Below are 13800 nucleotides of genomic sequence, written 5' to 3' on the forward strand. Positions count from 1 at the left end.
CGGTCGTCAGTCCAAGTCGTCGTGGCGCATCAGCAGGCGGGCGGCTTCGGTAACAGAGCCGGTCAGGGACGGGTACACCGAGAAGGTCTGGGCGAGATCGTTGACGGTCAAATTGTTCTGCACCGCAAGGGCAATCGGCAGAATGAGCTCCGAAGCGATGGGGGCCACCACCACACCGCCGATGACCACGCCGGTCGCGGGCCTGCAGAAGATCTTGACGAAACCTCGTCGCAAGCCCGACATCTTGGCGCGCGGGTTGGTGTTCAGGGGCAGCATCACGGTGCGGGCGGGAGTCTCACCATTGTCGATGGCGGTCTGGCTCACGCCGACCGTCGCGATTTCCGGGCGCGTGAACACCGCGGAAGCCACCGTCTTCAACCGAATCGGGCTCACGCCCTCACCCAGCGCGTGGTACATCGCGATGCGGCCCTGCATCGCGGCCACCGAGGCCAGCGGCAGCAGGCCGGTGCAGTCACCCGCGGCGTAGATGCCGGGCACCGAGGTGCGCGACACCCGATCCACCCTCAGATAGCCGCGGTCGAGCTCGATGCCGACCCGCTCCAGACCGAGGTCATCGGTATTGGGCGTCGAGCCAACGGTCATCAGCGCATGGGTGCCGGTGACGGTCCTGCCGTCGGACAGCTTGACCACGATGCCGTCGGCGGTGCGCTCCACCGCGTCGGCGCGCGCGTGCTTGACCAGTTCGACGCCGCGTTCGGCGAGCGCATCCTCCAGCACGAGCGCGGCGTCCGCGTCCTCGCCGGGCAGCACCCGGTCGCGGCTGGACACCAGCTTCACATGCACACCCATTTCGGTGTACGCGGAGACGAATTCGGCGCCGGTGACACCGGAACCGACCACGACCAGGGTCTCCGGCAGCTCCTGCAGGTCGTAGAGCTGACGCCAGTTCAGGATGCGTTCACCGTCCGGCTCGGCGCCGGGCAACACGCGCGGGCTCGCGCCGGTGGCGATCAATACCACTTCGGCCTCGACGATCCGCTCCTCACCGCTGTCGAGCATCGCGCGCACCTGATGCGCGGCGAGACCGGTCGCGGCATCGATCAGCTGCCCGCGTCCTGCCAGCACCGTCACCCCGACGGTCTGCAGCTTCGACCGAATATCCGAAGACTGTGCGAGCGCAAGCGCTTTCACACGGGCGTTCACCTCGGGCAGCTGGATGGTCGCCTGGCTCGGATCCAGGGTGATGCCCAGGTCACGGGCACGTCGCAGGTCGGTCCGCACGCCGGTCGATGCGATGAAGGTCTTCGAGGGCACACAGTCCCACAGCACGCACGCACCGCCGATGCCATCGGAATCGATCAGGGTCACCGAGGCGCCGTGCTGTGCCGCGACCAGCGCCGCTTCGTAGCCGGCCGGCCCGCCACCGATGATCGCTATGCGGGTCATGGATACCTCCGCTCGAGCAGTTCGACCGGGATCTCCGGTACCTCGGACAACGTTAGCTGGGGCGGTTTACCGCTGCTGCGCGTGGTTGCGGCCATAGTGGCGGCGCGCACAACACGGACATCTGCCGGGATGGAGTCGATGTGCGGCGGTTATTGGATACCCTTTGCTGGTGCCGATCTACGCCGCCTACGGGTCGAACATGGACTCGTCTCAGATGCTCGAGCGCTGTCCGCACTCCCCCATGTCCGGTACGGGCTGGTTGGAGGGCTGGCGTCTGACCTTCAGTGGCGACGACATCGGCTGGGAGGGGCCGCTGGCCACCGTCGTCGAAGAGCCGGGGTCCCGGGTCTTCGTCGTGCTCTACGACGTCTCGCCGGAGGACGAGCAGCGGCTGGACCGCTGGGAGGGCTCCGACTTCGGAATCCATCGCAAGGTCCGGCTACGCGTCTCGCCGAATCCGGGCAGCGGCGCCCAGCCGATCCTCGCCTGGCTGTACGTACTGGACGCCTACGAGGGCGGCCTGCCCTCCGCGCGCTACATCGGCGTGATCGCGGACGCGGCCGAGAAGGCAGGCGCGCCCGAGGACTACGTGCATTCTTTGCGCACCCGCAATAGCCGCAACGTCGGTCCCGGCAACTTCGGCTGACCGACGCTCTCTCCGACGCACACAGCTGCGGCCGGACCCAAGGGTCCGGCCGCAGCTGTGTGCGTAATGTCTGGTCGCTCAGTCCGCTTGCAGCACGATATTGCTCAGCACGCGGACGCCGACCGCAAGCGCCCGCTCGTCGATGTCGAACGTCGGCTGGTGCAGGTCGAGCTGTTCGCCGTGACCCGACCAGACGCCGAGCCGCGCCATCGCGCCGGGCACTTCCTCCAGGTACCAGGAGAAGTCCTCGCCGCCGCCGGACTGCATGGTGTCGGCGAGCGCGTCCGGACCGATCTCGCGGATCGCGTCCTCGAACATCCGCGTCGACTGCTCGTCGTTGACCACCGGTGGCACGCCACGCTTGTAGTTCAGCTGGTACCGCACCCCGGTCGGGGCGAGCAGGCCGTCCACGATCTCGCGCACCATCGGCTCCAACAGCGACCAGGTCGCGTGATCGCCGGTGCGAACGGTGCCGGTGAGCATGCCGGTCTGTGGAATCGCGTTGGGCGCCTTGCCAGCGCTGACCGCGCCCCACACCATGACGGTGCTGGTACGCGGATCGATGCGACGACTCAGCAGCCCGGGCAACCCGGTGATCACCGTGCCGATCGCATAGACCAGATCGCTGGTCAGGTGCGGACGCGACGTGTGGCCGCCCGGTGAATCGAGCACCAGCTCGATCGTGTCGGCAGCCGAGGTGATCGCCCCGACGCGAATTCCGACGCGCCCGACTTCCAGCCGCGGATCACAGTGCAGCGCGAAGATCCGCTCCACACCCTCCATCGCGCCGGTGGCCACCACGTCGATCGCACCGCCTGGCATGACCTCCTCGGCGGGCTGGAACACCAGCCGCACGCCACGCGGCAGATTCGCGTCGGCGAGCGCGAGCGCGGTGCCGAGCAGAATCGTGGTGTGCGCGTCGTGCCCACAGGCATGCGACACGCCCGGCGCGGTGGAGGCGAAGCTGAGCCCGGTGAACTCTTGTAGCGGGAGTGCGTCTATGTCAGCACGCAATCCGATCCGCGGTCCATCCGGTCCGATGTCACAGATGAGCCCGGTCCCACCCGGAAGCACTCGGGGCGAAAGCCCAGCCTTCGTCAGCCACGCCGAGACGAACTCGGTGGTGGCGAACTCGGTACGAGAAAGCTCCGGGTTGGCATGGATATGCCTGCGCCATTGGACGAGGTCGACCGTATGCTCGGCCAACCATGCCTCGACCGCTTCCTGCCCGGTTCGCACGGTGTCCGACGATGCAGCGCTCGCCGAGCTCTCCGTGGTTGCCGGGGCCACCGCTTGCGGGCCCGATGCCGGGGCCGCCAAACGGCTGGTATTGCTCACCGGATGTCCTCCTGTCGTTGAACGAGCCGTTGCAACAACCTGTCTCTATCTACATCATCGCGAGCGACGGCAATAGCGGTACGCGCGAGCGCTAGTGCGCCGTCGGTGACCGCACGATCCGCCGAGGCGTTGATACTCGCCGCGGCGAAGCCGGGCTGATGTGTCACCGCCCCACCGGCGTCTATGCCGATGACCGGATGGATGCCCGGAATGACGTTGGTGACGTTGCCCATGTCCGTACTCCCGAGCGGTCGCTGCGCCTCGAGCTCCGGTGCGATCGGCACCCGGCCCAATTCGACGATCTGCTCGCGATAGGCAAACAGTAATCCCGGATCGGGAGTTAGCTCGGTATATGTCGGCGCAACCGTCCGGATTTCGTGCGTGCAGCCGGTCGCCAGAGCGCCCGCCTCGAAACAATCCGCTGCTCGTTGCATCAAATTGTCGAGAGATGCGGAGTCGGCTGCACGTAGGTAATACAGCAACTCCGCACGTCCGGGCACAATGTTGGGGGCTACGCCACCGTCGCTGACTATACCGTGCAGTTGCTGACCAGGCAGAAGATGCTGTCTCAGCAATCCGAGAGCTACCTGCGCGACCGTCACCGCGTCACCGGCGTTGCGACCCAGTTCCGGCGCGGCGCTCGCGTGCGCCTCGCGCCCGTGGAAGGTGACCGACAGATCCGCGAGGGCCAGCGAGCGCGCGCCGACGATGTCGAACGGGCCGGGGTGCACCATCATCGCCATCGCGATGTCGTCGAAGACGCCGCGTTCCAGCATCAGCACCTTGCCGCCGCCGCTTTCCTCGGCGGGCGTCCCGAACACCACGACCGTGATCCCGAGCGCATCGGCGACCTCGGCAAGACCGATCGCAGCGCCGACCGCCGACGCCGCGATGATGTTGTGCCCGCAGGCGTGGCCGATCTCCGGTAGCGCGTCGTATTCAGCGCAGATGCCGACCGTCAGCTCGCCGCTGCCGTAGGTCGCGCGGAAGGCGGTCGGCAGGCCGGCCACGCCGGTCTCGATCTCGAAGCCGCGCTCGGCAAGCGGCACGATGGTCTTGGCGGCGCTTCGTGCCTCCTCGAACGCCAGCTCGGGCTCGGCATGGATCGCGTGCGACAGGCCGATCAGCTCGGCGGCCGCGGCGTGGATCGCGGCATCCGCCGCCTCGGCCGCCCCCATCCGCCCAGCGTGGTGGTCGCTGCGCGATTCAGGGAGCCCGCTGCGCGGTGGTGGCATGGAACACAGTGTTGCACTGCGCCGGTGATAGGGCGCGGGCCACATCAGTCTGACTGCTCACATCAGGGCCTGATCACGGGTTATCCGGCGGCGAATGCCAGGTTCTCCGGGGTGGTCGGGGTGGCGAGGCCGGCAAGCGCCCTGGCGTGCAGCGCGCGCTTGATCACCGGCAGGTTCGGTTTGCGGTTGCCCGCCAGTGCCGCGGCCCGCGCAACGGCGGCCCCCAGCACTGCCTCGGCGTCGGCCTTGTCGTCGACAATGCCCGCGGCGATCGCCTGATCCGCCGAGTAGCGGTGGCCGGTGGTCATGGCCTGCAGGGCGACCTGGTTGGCGAGCCGCTCGGTGAGCAGTGCGTTCATGCCAACAGTGAACGGCATCCCGAGGTGCACCTCGGGCAGGCAGTAGAAACCGCGGTCGGCGCGCATCACGCGGAAGTCGTGCGAGGTCGCGAGCATGGCGCCGGCACCGAAGGCGTGACCGTTGATCGCGGCCACCGTCGGCATCGGGAAAGTGAGCAGCCGGGTGTAGAGCGAGTGCACACGGTCGAGGTAGCCGTGCGTCTTGTCCAGATTGCCGAACAACCAGTCGGTGTCGAGACCGTTGCTGTAGAACTTCCCGGTCGCGGTGGTCACCAGCGCGGCAGGCCCCTCGGACGCTTCGACCTCGTCGAGCAGGCTGTGGAATTCGTCGATCCAATCAGGATGGAAGCGGTTCTCGTTATCGGTCTGCCCCTCGTTCCCGAGGTAGACCACGAACACATCTCCTTCACGTGACAGATACGCCATGCGTGCAGCGTATCGGGTGCGGAGCACCACCCCTACTCGCGGGTAGCTTGCGCCAGGCAGCGCGCGCAGGCACCGCACAGCACCGAGTCGTGAGCATCACACGAGTGCCCCGGCAGAGCAGCCGTACAAGCGAAGCCCGCGACCCGCGCCCGGCTAACAGCCGTGCACCGATGCCGCGAACGTCCCTCGCCGCCCGCACCCACGTGACCCGAGCAACGCACCAAGGTCACGAACCTCCCCACCGAAGCACCGACGGCGGAGCGAATCCGACAACCGGCCATTCACGACCCACCCAACCCCACAGCGCACCAAAGTCCGAGCCACCCCACCAAAAGCACCCACCACGGAGCGAGTCTTACGAGCGACCGTTCGCGGCCGGCTCGCGTCCGAGTGGCCGAAGCGCATGCGACGAAGTCGCGAGTCTCGGCCACTCGGACGCGAGCCTTCGGGGCCGCGAACACGCAGCGCCGCAGGCGCTGCAAAATCAAACACAGCCGCGAACACGCAGCGCCGCAGGCGCTGCAAATCAGATACATTGACCTTCATGCTTGCCGAACAGGCCGCCGAGGCGATCGCCGAACGTACGGGAGTCAAGCGTCACCGGGTTGCGGTGGTGCTGGGGTCGGGGTGGCAGGAGGCGGCCGCGGAGATCGGGGCGGCGACCGCGTCGGTGCCGATGCCGGAGCTGCCCGGGTTCGGTACGCCGAGTGCGCAGGGGCATGTCGGCATGGTGCACTCCGTTGCGGTCGGCGAGACGCCGGTGCTGCTGTTGATGGGCCGCCAGCATCTGTACGAGGGCTATCAACCTGCCGAGGTCGTGCATCCGGTGACCGCGGCCATTGCCGCCGGCGCCGAGACGGTGGTGTTGACGAATGCGGCCGGCGGCATCCGTGAGGGATTGCGTGTCGGTGAGCCCGTGCTGATCAGCGACCATCTGAATCTGACCGGTCGCACGCCGCTGACCGGTGCGACCTTCGTCGACCTCGTGGACGCTTGGGATCCCGAACTGCGTTCGCTGGCAAGGGAAATCGACCCGAGCTTGACCGAGGGTGTGTATGCGGGACTGACCGGGCCGCAGTACGAGACGCCCGCCGAGATTCGGATGCTGCGCACGATCGGCGCCGATCTGGTCGGCATGTCGACGGTGCTCGAGGCCATCGCGTGCCGCGCGCTCGGTGCGCGGGTGCTCGGCATCTCGCTGGTCACCAATCTGGCCGCCGGTGTCACGGGTGCGCACCTGTCGCATGCCGAGGTGCTCGCCGAAGGGCATGCGGCCGCGCCGCGCCTCGGCAAGCTGCTGCGTGGCGTGCTGGAACGGCTGTAGATGCTGCGCTTCGGCACTGCCGGGCTGCGCGGGCCATTGCAGGATGGGCCCGACGGCATGAATCCGACGACCGTGAGCAGGGCGACGGCCGGTCTCACCGCATGGTTGCGCGACCGTTGTCTCGGTGGCGGTGCGGTGGTGGTCGGTCGCGACGCCCGTCACGGCTCGGCCGAATTCGCGATCGCGACGGCGGAAATCTTTGCCGCCGCGGGCTTTCCGGTGACGCTACTACCGCGCCCACTGCCGACGCCGGTCGTCGCGTTCGCGGTTCGGGAGCTGGGAGCCGTTGCCGGAGTGCAGATCACCGCATCGCACAACCCGGCGACCGACAACGGCTACAAGGTGTATCTGGACGGTGGCTCGCAACTGATCGCCCCGGCCGACACCGAGATCGAACGCTGCATCGAGGCAGTCACCGAACCGATTGCCAGGATCCCGGTCACCCCCGCCGATGACGATCTTGTGCGCCGATACCTCGACCGGGTGGCCCAGTTGCCGAAACTCATCGGCGGTCCCGGTGAACGCTCCGATATCCGGATCGTGCTGACCCCGTTGCACGGTGTCGGCGGCGATACCGCGGTGAAAGCCCTTGCGGACGCCGGATTTGCCCACGTGCACGTCGTCGGTGAGCAATTCGCGCCCGACGCCGACTTCCCGACAGTCGCGTTCCCGAACCCCGAAGAGCCGGGCGCCACCGACCTTTTGCTCGCCACCGCGGAGCGGATCGGCGCGGACATCGCCATTGCCCTGGACCCGGACGCCGACCGCTGCGCCGTCGGCATCCCCGATGGCAGCGGCGGCTGGCGCATGCTGCGCGGCGACGAAACCGGTGTGCTGCTCGGAGATTACGTGCTGCGCACGGCACCGACGGACTCGCTGGTGGCCACCACCATCGTCTCCTCTCGACTGCTTTCGAAACTCGCCGCCGCCCGCGGCGCGCGCTACGCCGAAACCCTGACCGGCTTCAAATGGCTGGCCCGAGCGGGAGACGGCCTGGTCTACGCCTACGAAGAAGCCATCGGCCATTGCGTCGACCCGGCCACGGTGCGGGACAAGGACGGCATCTCCGCGGCCGTCCTCGCCGTCGACTTGGCCGCCCGCTTGAAGGCCGTCGGCCGCACCCTGGCCGACGAACTCGACGACTACGCACTCGAATTCGGCGTACATGCCGTCGATCAGGTCTCGCTGCGCCTTCCCGACGCGGCCGCGGCGGCCGCCGTCGTCGACCGCTTGCGCGCCGCCCCGCCCCGCGAGATCGCGGGCGAACCGATGGAATACACCGACCTGCTACAGGCCCGCGGCCGATTGCGCACCGACGCACTGATCTTCGAGGGCGCCACCACACGCATCGTCGTCCGCCCCTCCGGCACCGAGCCCAAACTCAAGTGCTACCTCGAAGTAATCCGCCCCGCCCCCACCCGCCCCACCTTGTCGGCCGCCAAAACCACCGCAGCCCAACATCTCTCCATCCTCCGCACCTTCTGCGAGCACCTCGCCCAGTAGCTTCCAGCGAGCGCAGTGAAATGGTGGCTCCACCCCACGGACCAACCACCATTTGACTACCCTCATCAGCGGAAATGCCTGGAACGCAACCACAGCTGGTCCTTGCGCTGGAGGCTGCACGCCTGTCTAACCGGGCTGTGGAGGAGAAGCTGGGACAAACCCACAGCGATTACCGCTCCGACCACCAGAAGCCCAACAACGCAACCACGGCTGGTCCTTGCGCTGGACCCCGCACGCCCGTCTCTGACCGGGCTGTGGAAGAGCAGCTGGGACAAACCCACAGCGATTACCGCTCCGACCACCAGAAAAGCCCTGCAACGCAACCCCAACCGGTCCTCACGCCGGAAGCCGTTGCCTGCCTACCCAAGGTGCGGAAGAGAAAGCCGGGTACGGCACACGACGTGCCCAGCACTGCCCGGAACACCGCTGGGACGTGAGCTCGCATGTCGAACCAGGGCACGCCACCCGGCTTCGGCCGACCGATTCACGGCACTGCGCTGGGAGGTGAACTCGGCGAACTGTTCTGCGCGCTCGATGGCAAAGGTCAGCGCGGGCCGAATTGACGGTCGCCTGCGTCACCGAGACCGGGCACGATGTAGGCGTCGGCGTTCAGTCCCGCGTCTACGGCGGCAGTGACCAGGCGGACCGGGAACCCTGAATCTTCCAGCGCGGCAACACCTTCAGGTGCGGCTACGACGCAGACCGCGGTGATGTCCGTGGCGCCGCGAGCGGCGAGCAACCCCAGGGTGTGGCACATCGAGCCGCCGGTGGCCAGCATCGGGTCGAGCACGTAGACCGGCAGCTCGGAGAGGTCCTCCGGTAGCGACTCCATGTAGGGGACGGGCTGGTGGGTCTGTTCGTCGCGTGCGATGCCGACGAAGCCGACCCTGGCATCCGGAATCAGTTCGGCGGCCGCGTCGATCATGCCGAGGCCCGCGCGCAGAACCGGCACCAGCAGTGGTGGTTTCGCCAAGCGCACACCCTCGACCGGCGCCACCGGGGTGGCCACCTCGAATCGGGCGACGGGGGCGTCGCGCAGCGCCTCGTAGATCAGGATTCCGGTGAGATCGCGCAGTGCGGCGCGGAAGGCCGGGTTTGCCGTCCTGGCATCGCGCATCGTGGTCAGCAGGGCGGCGGCGAGTGGGTGGTCCACGGTGTGCGTGTGCATGAGTGAACGATAAGGTTGGCAACGAGTTCGACGCCGAACCTCCGACCAGGAAATTTTTTCGATGGGGCTGGAACCGATCCGGAAGGCAGCGCGTCGAACTAGGTGGATGACGTACTCTGCCTGGGAAGAAAACAGATGGGGGAAGCACTATGCGAAAGATGTCGGCCGACACCGAGGGCATCGCAGCCTATGGTGCGTCCGCCCACACCATGGCTGCGGAGATGGCGGCGGCCAGTGCGGGCGCGGCGGGCGCCGATCCCGCCTTACTAGGTCCCATCATGGGCTTGGTCGGTGGTGATTTCATGGCCGCCTACGCCGCTGCCCATGCCGGGCACGTCGCGGCGATCGGCCAACTGTCGGCCGTGCTGACGAGCGTGGGTGGGGCCGCGACCGGTGCCGCTGTCGTGCTCGACGAAACCGACCAGACCAATGCCGCCGCGATCGACAGCGCGGATTCCGGACTGGGCGCGTGACCCGATGATCGATATCAGCGTGCTGGCCAAGCCACTGCTCGACCTGCTCTCCAGCTTCGGCTCGGGAGTCCTGCCCACCGACGGCCCCTCCGGCCAGTTGCAGTCCACCTCGAGCATCATCGACCAGATCCACGCGTTCGGCCGCAACAGCATCAACAGCATGAACGAGGCGTGGGACGGCCGGGCTGCCGATTCCGCCACCGCGAAGGCGTTGCGTGTGCAGACCTCCGCGGCGACCATCTCCGATCGCGGCAACGACATGGCCACGGTGGTCGATCAGGCTGCCGCCCAGGTCGAGACCGGGCAGAAGGAACTGAGCGCACTCGTCGAGTCGTTCGTGAACACGGCGTCCGCTCTCGGTCCGACCATCGCGACGCCGGAAGGTCTCGCGGTGCTCGTCGGCTCCGCGATCGACCATCTCGGCCAAGGCTTGAACGTGGTCGGGCGGGTGCGCAGCGAACTCGACACGCAGACCGCGAGCATGACCGAATTGACCCCGCCGCCGTCGACCGCGCCCGCGACGCTGCCCGCTGGTCTGGCTGGCGGTGCGAGTGCGCTGGCCAGCGGTGCGGGTTCGGGAGCGCAGCAACTGCTGTCGACGCTGACCAGCGTCGGCGGTTCCGCGGGCAGCATGCTCACCAGCATGGCGACCCCGTCGATGTCCGGCTCCACACCGTCCAAATCCGGCTCGTCACCCAGCACACCCGGCCAGCAGAAGCCCAACAGCGGGTCTGCGGGCGAGACGCCGGACGGCAAGGGCGTGAAGGTCACACTGCCGGACGGCAGCATCGTCGAGGCGCCGAACGAGCAGGCAGCGCAGGCGGTTCGCTCCGCGCTCGGCACCGTCGGCACGCCGTACGTGTGGGGCGGCACCAGCCCTGGCGCCGGGCTGGACTGCAGCGGTCTCACCCAGTACGCGTACGGCGAGGCAGGCGTCGAACTGCCCAGGCTTGCCCAAGAACAGGGCAACGGGCACATGGGGGTCTCCCCCGGTGACCTCATGCCCGGCGACCTGGCCGTGTGGGACGGCCATGTCGCCATGGTGATCGGCAACGGGCAGTTCGTCGAGGCCGGTGACCCGGTCCAGATCAGCTCGATTCGAACGGAGAACATAGGCATGGACTTCTACGGCTTCTACAGGCCGACCACATGACCGAACCGAAGCCCCCGGCCGTCCCCAATGTCACGGTGGCGGCGAGCACCAACCGGTCCGGCACCATCTCGGTGCGCGCCACCGATCAGGGTATGCCGGTGGAGATCAAGTTCGAGCGCAGCGAATACCGTTACGGCGCACAGACTCTGGCGGACGAAATCCTGCGGCTGACAAAGCGCTCCACCATCGCCGCCCGCGCCCGCAGGCGCGAAGTGCTCGCCGAGGCCGGCCTGCCCGCCGACATTCTGGACCGGCTCAACCTGCCGACCCGCCAGGCCGCGGTGGACGAACTGGACCGGATCGATGACGCAGACACGGGACCCACTAGCTGGATGAGGCCGGTATGAGTGAGCGAAGCATCGCCACAGTCGCGCCCGCGATCACGACGGAGCCGAGCGCTGGCGAGGCGCGGTCATGAGCGCGGAGATGGATGCTCTCGTCGCCAACGCGACGCAGAAGCTGGAGGCGCTGGAGGCCGCGCTCTACGGCCTCAAGCAGGTGCGCGGCCGATTCCGCACCGAGGATGGCGCGGTCGGGGCCGAGGTCGACAGCGATGGCGCGCTGGTCGCTCTGACCCTCTCGGAATCGGTCACCACGCTGCCTCCCACCGAGGTCGGCCAGCTCATTGTCTGGGCCTGCAAGCAGGCCGCGGAGGACGCGGGCACCCAGCGCTCGAAGGTCGTTGCGACACTGAACGAGTCGTTCGTCCCGGCCGCAGAGGGGGCTCCGGGAACCATTGGAGGCGGGCCGGATAGTGCCTGACGCGGAAGGTCGATAGGCTTCCGCTCATGGCTTCTGGAGACATCGTCCCGATCGAGCTCGGCCTGACCGACGGCGATCTCGTCACCCTGTGGGCACCGCGCTGGCGCGACGGTGACGACGAGTGGGAGGCGTTCCTCGGACACGAGGACTCCCTCTACGGTTTCGAAACCGTCGCCGAGCTGGCCGCTTTTATCCGGACCAACTCCGACAACGACCTCATCGACCACCCGTCGTGGAAGGTCGTCGCCGGTCTTTCCGCGGTGGAGCTGGAGCCGGAGGAGAACTTCACCTTCGATCTGGTCGCGGTGCCGGAGCTGGCCGCGGGTGATCCCGATGTCGATGCCATCGCGGAGCTGGAGGACACCCTCGCCATGGTGCGCAACATCGGCGAGGTGTGCGAACTGGAGACGGTGACCAAGTTCTTCGGTTCGCACCCCGTCCTCGGCGCGCTGCCGGGCGGGGTGAGCGCCTTCGTCGGGCGCGACGGCGAAGACCTTTGGGATCAGATCGGCGCCGCCATCGCCAAGGGCTGGGACGACGTCCTCGATGCCATCGACTCCGTGGTGCAGACCCCGGATGTCGACCCCGAGGCCGTCGCCGTCGCGGAGGCGGAGCTGCTCGCCGCCGAGGAGAACGTCGTCGACGCCGACGACGCGGCCGACAGCGAGGAAGAGGAAGAGTTCGAAACCGTCGATCTCGACGCGGACGACGAAGAGGACGAGGACGAGGACGACGAGGAAGAGGACGATTCGTTCTGGCACGAGGTCGGCATCGACCCGGTCAAGATCGTCACTGCCGACGGCAACTACTTCACGCTGCGCTGTTACCTCGACGACGAGCCGATCTTCCTCGGCAAGGACGGCTCGATCAGCGTCTTCGGCTCCGAGCGGGCGCTGGCTCGCTACCTGGCCGATGACCACGAGCATGATCTGTCGCGAGTGAGCACCTACACCGATGTGCAGACCGCCGCCGTCGACGGCTCGCTCGAGGTCGAGGTCACCGACGAGAATGTCTACGTGCTGCCCGGCTTGGCCGACGATCTGGCCGAGGGCCCGGAGGCGATCGACGTCGAACAGCTCGATCTCGCGGTCGAACTGTTCACCGACGCCGCCGACTATGCCGACGACGACACCGTGGAGCAGGCGCTCGCCCAGTCCAACCCGCTCGGCTGGTACGTCTCCTACCTGCTGAACCCGGATCCGAACCGGATGGCCCCCAACCCACCGTTCGCCGCCGAAGCACAGAGCTGGCGGGAGCTGGAGCGCAACTTCGAGAGTCGGCTCGCACCGCAGTGACCGTTCGGACGCTCCGGATTCCCGCTCGATTCAACGGCCCGCCCGGCTCCGGCAACGGCGGCTACGTGGGTGGGCTGCTTGCCGCGCAGCGCGACGATGCCGCGGTGACGGTAATCCTGCGTAGCCCGCCGCCGCTGGAGAAGGCACTGCAGATGCGGGCGGGCCGGTTGTACGACGGCGACACCCTGCTCGCCGAATCGCGAGCGGGTGAGTTCGAACGGGACGCCCCGCAGCGCGTGTCGTTCGTCGACGCCGAGGCCGCCGCCAGCTCCTATCAGAGCAACGAGTTGTTCGCGCACTGCTTCGTCTGCGGCAGTGCTCGCGCCGATGGCCTGCGGATCGAGGCGGGCGTTGTCGGCGACGGATTGGTCGCCGCACCATGGGTTCCCGACGATTCCCTGCCGCTGGAGACCGCGGTGTTGTGGGCCGCGATGGACTGCCCCGGCGGCTGGTCGCTGTCGGGGATGTTCGAGCGGCCCGCGGTGCTCGGCTCGATGACCGCCACCGTGCACGCGCTGCCCGAAGTCGGCGAGCGGTGTGTTGCCGTCGGTGAGAATCACGGAGAACAGGGCCGCAAGGCCTTCGCCTCGACAGCTGTATACGGCGCGGACGATCGACTGCTCGGCCGGGCCGAGCAGGTCTGGATCCGCATCGACTGAGGCAGGACCGCGCGCACCTGGCAAGCCGAATACGCGCGAAAGCCCTTGCCGC

Annotated in this window: 14 protein-coding genes; 9 read left to right on the forward strand and 5 right to left on the reverse strand. The window is 67.8% G+C overall.

Going from position 1 to position 13800, the window contains the following annotated elements; all coding sequences use genetic code 11:
- Nucleotides 1-6: 6 nt before the first annotated feature.
- A complete protein-coding gene (locus ACFU4Z_RS00685) occupies nucleotides 7-1407 on the reverse strand; it encodes an NAD(P)H-quinone dehydrogenase (RefSeq protein WP_378687517.1) in 1401 nt (466 codons plus the stop codon).
- A 169-nt stretch (nucleotides 1408-1576) separates the two neighbouring features.
- On the opposite strand from ACFU4Z_RS00685, the gene ACFU4Z_RS00690 reads away from it, so the two are divergent.
- Complete coding sequence (locus ACFU4Z_RS00690; protein WP_328409628.1) at nucleotides 1577-2053, forward strand: gamma-glutamylcyclotransferase; 477 nt, start codon at nucleotides 1577-1579, stop codon at nucleotides 2051-2053.
- A gap of 78 nt (nucleotides 2054-2131) precedes the next feature.
- Here ACFU4Z_RS00690 and ACFU4Z_RS00695 read toward each other — a convergent pair whose 3' ends face one another.
- From ACFU4Z_RS00695 to ACFU4Z_RS00705, 3 genes are all read right to left on the reverse strand, one after another.
- Nucleotides 2132-3292 carry a M20 family metallopeptidase gene (locus ACFU4Z_RS00695; RefSeq protein WP_379059277.1) on the reverse strand — a complete coding sequence of 387 codons (1161 nt, stop codon included), beginning with the start codon at nucleotides 3290-3292 and terminating at the stop codon, nucleotides 2132-2134.
- A 95-nt stretch (nucleotides 3293-3387) separates the two neighbouring features.
- Nucleotides 3388-4569, reverse strand: coding sequence for a M20 family metallopeptidase (locus ACFU4Z_RS00700; protein WP_379059278.1), 1182 nt, complete (start codon nucleotides 4567-4569; stop codon nucleotides 3388-3390).
- A gap of 137 nt (nucleotides 4570-4706) precedes the next feature.
- Nucleotides 4707-5411, reverse strand: a complete 705-nt coding sequence (locus ACFU4Z_RS00705; RefSeq protein ID WP_379058346.1) for an enoyl-CoA hydratase-related protein — start codon at nucleotides 5409-5411, stop codon at nucleotides 4707-4709.
- 544 nt (nucleotides 5412-5955) lie between these two features.
- On the opposite strand from ACFU4Z_RS00705, the gene ACFU4Z_RS00710 reads away from it, so the two are divergent.
- Together ACFU4Z_RS00710 and ACFU4Z_RS00715 are read left to right on the forward strand one after the other, a co-directional pair.
- Nucleotides 5956-6735 carry a purine-nucleoside phosphorylase gene (locus ACFU4Z_RS00710; RefSeq protein ID WP_379058349.1) on the forward strand — a complete coding sequence of 260 codons (780 nt, stop codon included), beginning with the start codon at nucleotides 5956-5958 and terminating at the stop codon, nucleotides 6733-6735.
- Entirely contained in the window at nucleotides 6736-8238 is a 1503-nt protein-coding gene (locus ACFU4Z_RS00715; RefSeq protein ID WP_379058352.1) for a phospho-sugar mutase, read from the forward strand.
- A 544-nt stretch (nucleotides 8239-8782) separates the two neighbouring features.
- On the opposite strand, the gene upp is transcribed toward ACFU4Z_RS00715, so the two are convergent.
- Nucleotides 8783-9406: a uracil phosphoribosyltransferase gene (upp, locus tag ACFU4Z_RS00720; RefSeq protein ID WP_379058355.1), complete on the reverse strand. Its 624-nt coding sequence runs from the start codon at nucleotides 9404-9406 to the stop codon at nucleotides 8783-8785.
- Between the two features lie 158 nt (nucleotides 9407-9564).
- On the opposite strand from upp, the gene ACFU4Z_RS00725 reads away from it, so the two are divergent.
- From ACFU4Z_RS00725 to ACFU4Z_RS00750, 6 genes are all read left to right on the forward strand, one after another.
- Nucleotides 9565-9879, forward strand: coding sequence for a hypothetical protein (locus ACFU4Z_RS00725; protein WP_379058357.1), 315 nt, complete (start codon nucleotides 9565-9567; stop codon nucleotides 9877-9879).
- A gap of 4 nt (nucleotides 9880-9883) precedes the next feature.
- Nucleotides 9884-11032: an NlpC/P60 family protein gene (locus ACFU4Z_RS00730; RefSeq protein ID WP_379058359.1), complete on the forward strand. Its 1149-nt coding sequence runs from the start codon at nucleotides 9884-9886 to the stop codon at nucleotides 11030-11032.
- A complete protein-coding gene (locus ACFU4Z_RS00735; RefSeq protein WP_379058362.1) occupies nucleotides 11029-11379 on the forward strand; it encodes a hypothetical protein in 351 nt (116 codons plus the stop codon). The genes ACFU4Z_RS00730 and ACFU4Z_RS00735 overlap by 4 nt, the downstream gene beginning before the upstream one ends.
- Before the next feature lie 67 nt (nucleotides 11380-11446).
- Nucleotides 11447-11794, forward strand: coding sequence for a YbaB/EbfC family DNA-binding protein (locus ACFU4Z_RS00740; protein ID WP_379058364.1), 348 nt, complete (start codon nucleotides 11447-11449; stop codon nucleotides 11792-11794).
- Between the two features lie 26 nt (nucleotides 11795-11820).
- Nucleotides 11821-13089, forward strand: a complete 1269-nt coding sequence (locus ACFU4Z_RS00745) for a primosomal protein (RefSeq protein WP_379058366.1) — start codon at nucleotides 11821-11823, stop codon at nucleotides 13087-13089.
- A complete protein-coding gene (locus tag ACFU4Z_RS00750; RefSeq protein WP_379058368.1) occupies nucleotides 13086-13748 on the forward strand; it encodes a hypothetical protein in 663 nt (220 codons plus the stop codon). The genes ACFU4Z_RS00745 and ACFU4Z_RS00750 overlap by 4 nt, the downstream gene beginning before the upstream one ends.
- Nucleotides 13749-13800: the final 52 nt, after the last annotated feature.

Source organism: Nocardia sp. NPDC057440 (assembly GCF_042802915.1).
GTDB lineage: Bacteria > Actinomycetota > Actinomycetes > Mycobacteriales > Mycobacteriaceae > Nocardia.

What these genes read in the sequence shown, in the direction of transcription:
- ACFU4Z_RS00735 (WP_379058362.1), top strand. Translation starts at nt 11,029, where the DNA reads ATGACCGAACCGAAGCCCCCGGCCGTCCCCAATGTCACGGTGGCGGCG.
- ACFU4Z_RS00725 (WP_379058357.1), top strand. Translation starts at nt 9,565, where the DNA reads ATGTCGGCCGACACCGAGGGCATCGCAGCCTATGGTGCGTCCGCCCAC.
- ACFU4Z_RS00710 (WP_379058349.1), top strand. Translation starts at nt 5,956, where the DNA reads ATGCTTGCCGAACAGGCCGCCGAGGCGATCGCCGAACGTACGGGAGTC.
- ACFU4Z_RS00730 (WP_379058359.1), top strand. Translation starts at nt 9,884, where the DNA reads ATGATCGATATCAGCGTGCTGGCCAAGCCACTGCTCGACCTGCTCTCC.
- ACFU4Z_RS00705 (WP_379058346.1), bottom strand. Translation starts at nt 5,411, where the DNA reads ATGGCGTATCTGTCACGTGAAGGAGATGTGTTCGTGGTCTACCTCGGG.
- ACFU4Z_RS00700 (WP_379059278.1), bottom strand. Translation starts at nt 4,569, where the DNA reads ATGGGGGCGGCCGAGGCGGCGGATGCCGCGATCCACGCCGCGGCCGCC.
- upp (WP_379058355.1), bottom strand. Translation starts at nt 9,406, where the DNA reads ATGCACACGCACACCGTGGACCACCCACTCGCCGCCGCCCTGCTGACC.
- ACFU4Z_RS00715 (WP_379058352.1), top strand. Translation starts at nt 6,736, where the DNA reads ATGCTGCGCTTCGGCACTGCCGGGCTGCGCGGGCCATTGCAGGATGGG.
- ACFU4Z_RS00745 (WP_379058366.1), top strand. Translation starts at nt 11,821, where the DNA reads ATGGCTTCTGGAGACATCGTCCCGATCGAGCTCGGCCTGACCGACGGC.
- ACFU4Z_RS00685 (WP_378687517.1), bottom strand. Translation starts at nt 1,407, where the DNA reads ATGACCCGCATAGCGATCATCGGTGGCGGGCCGGCCGGCTACGAAGCG.
- ACFU4Z_RS00740 (WP_379058364.1), top strand. Translation starts at nt 11,447, where the DNA reads ATGAGCGCGGAGATGGATGCTCTCGTCGCCAACGCGACGCAGAAGCTG.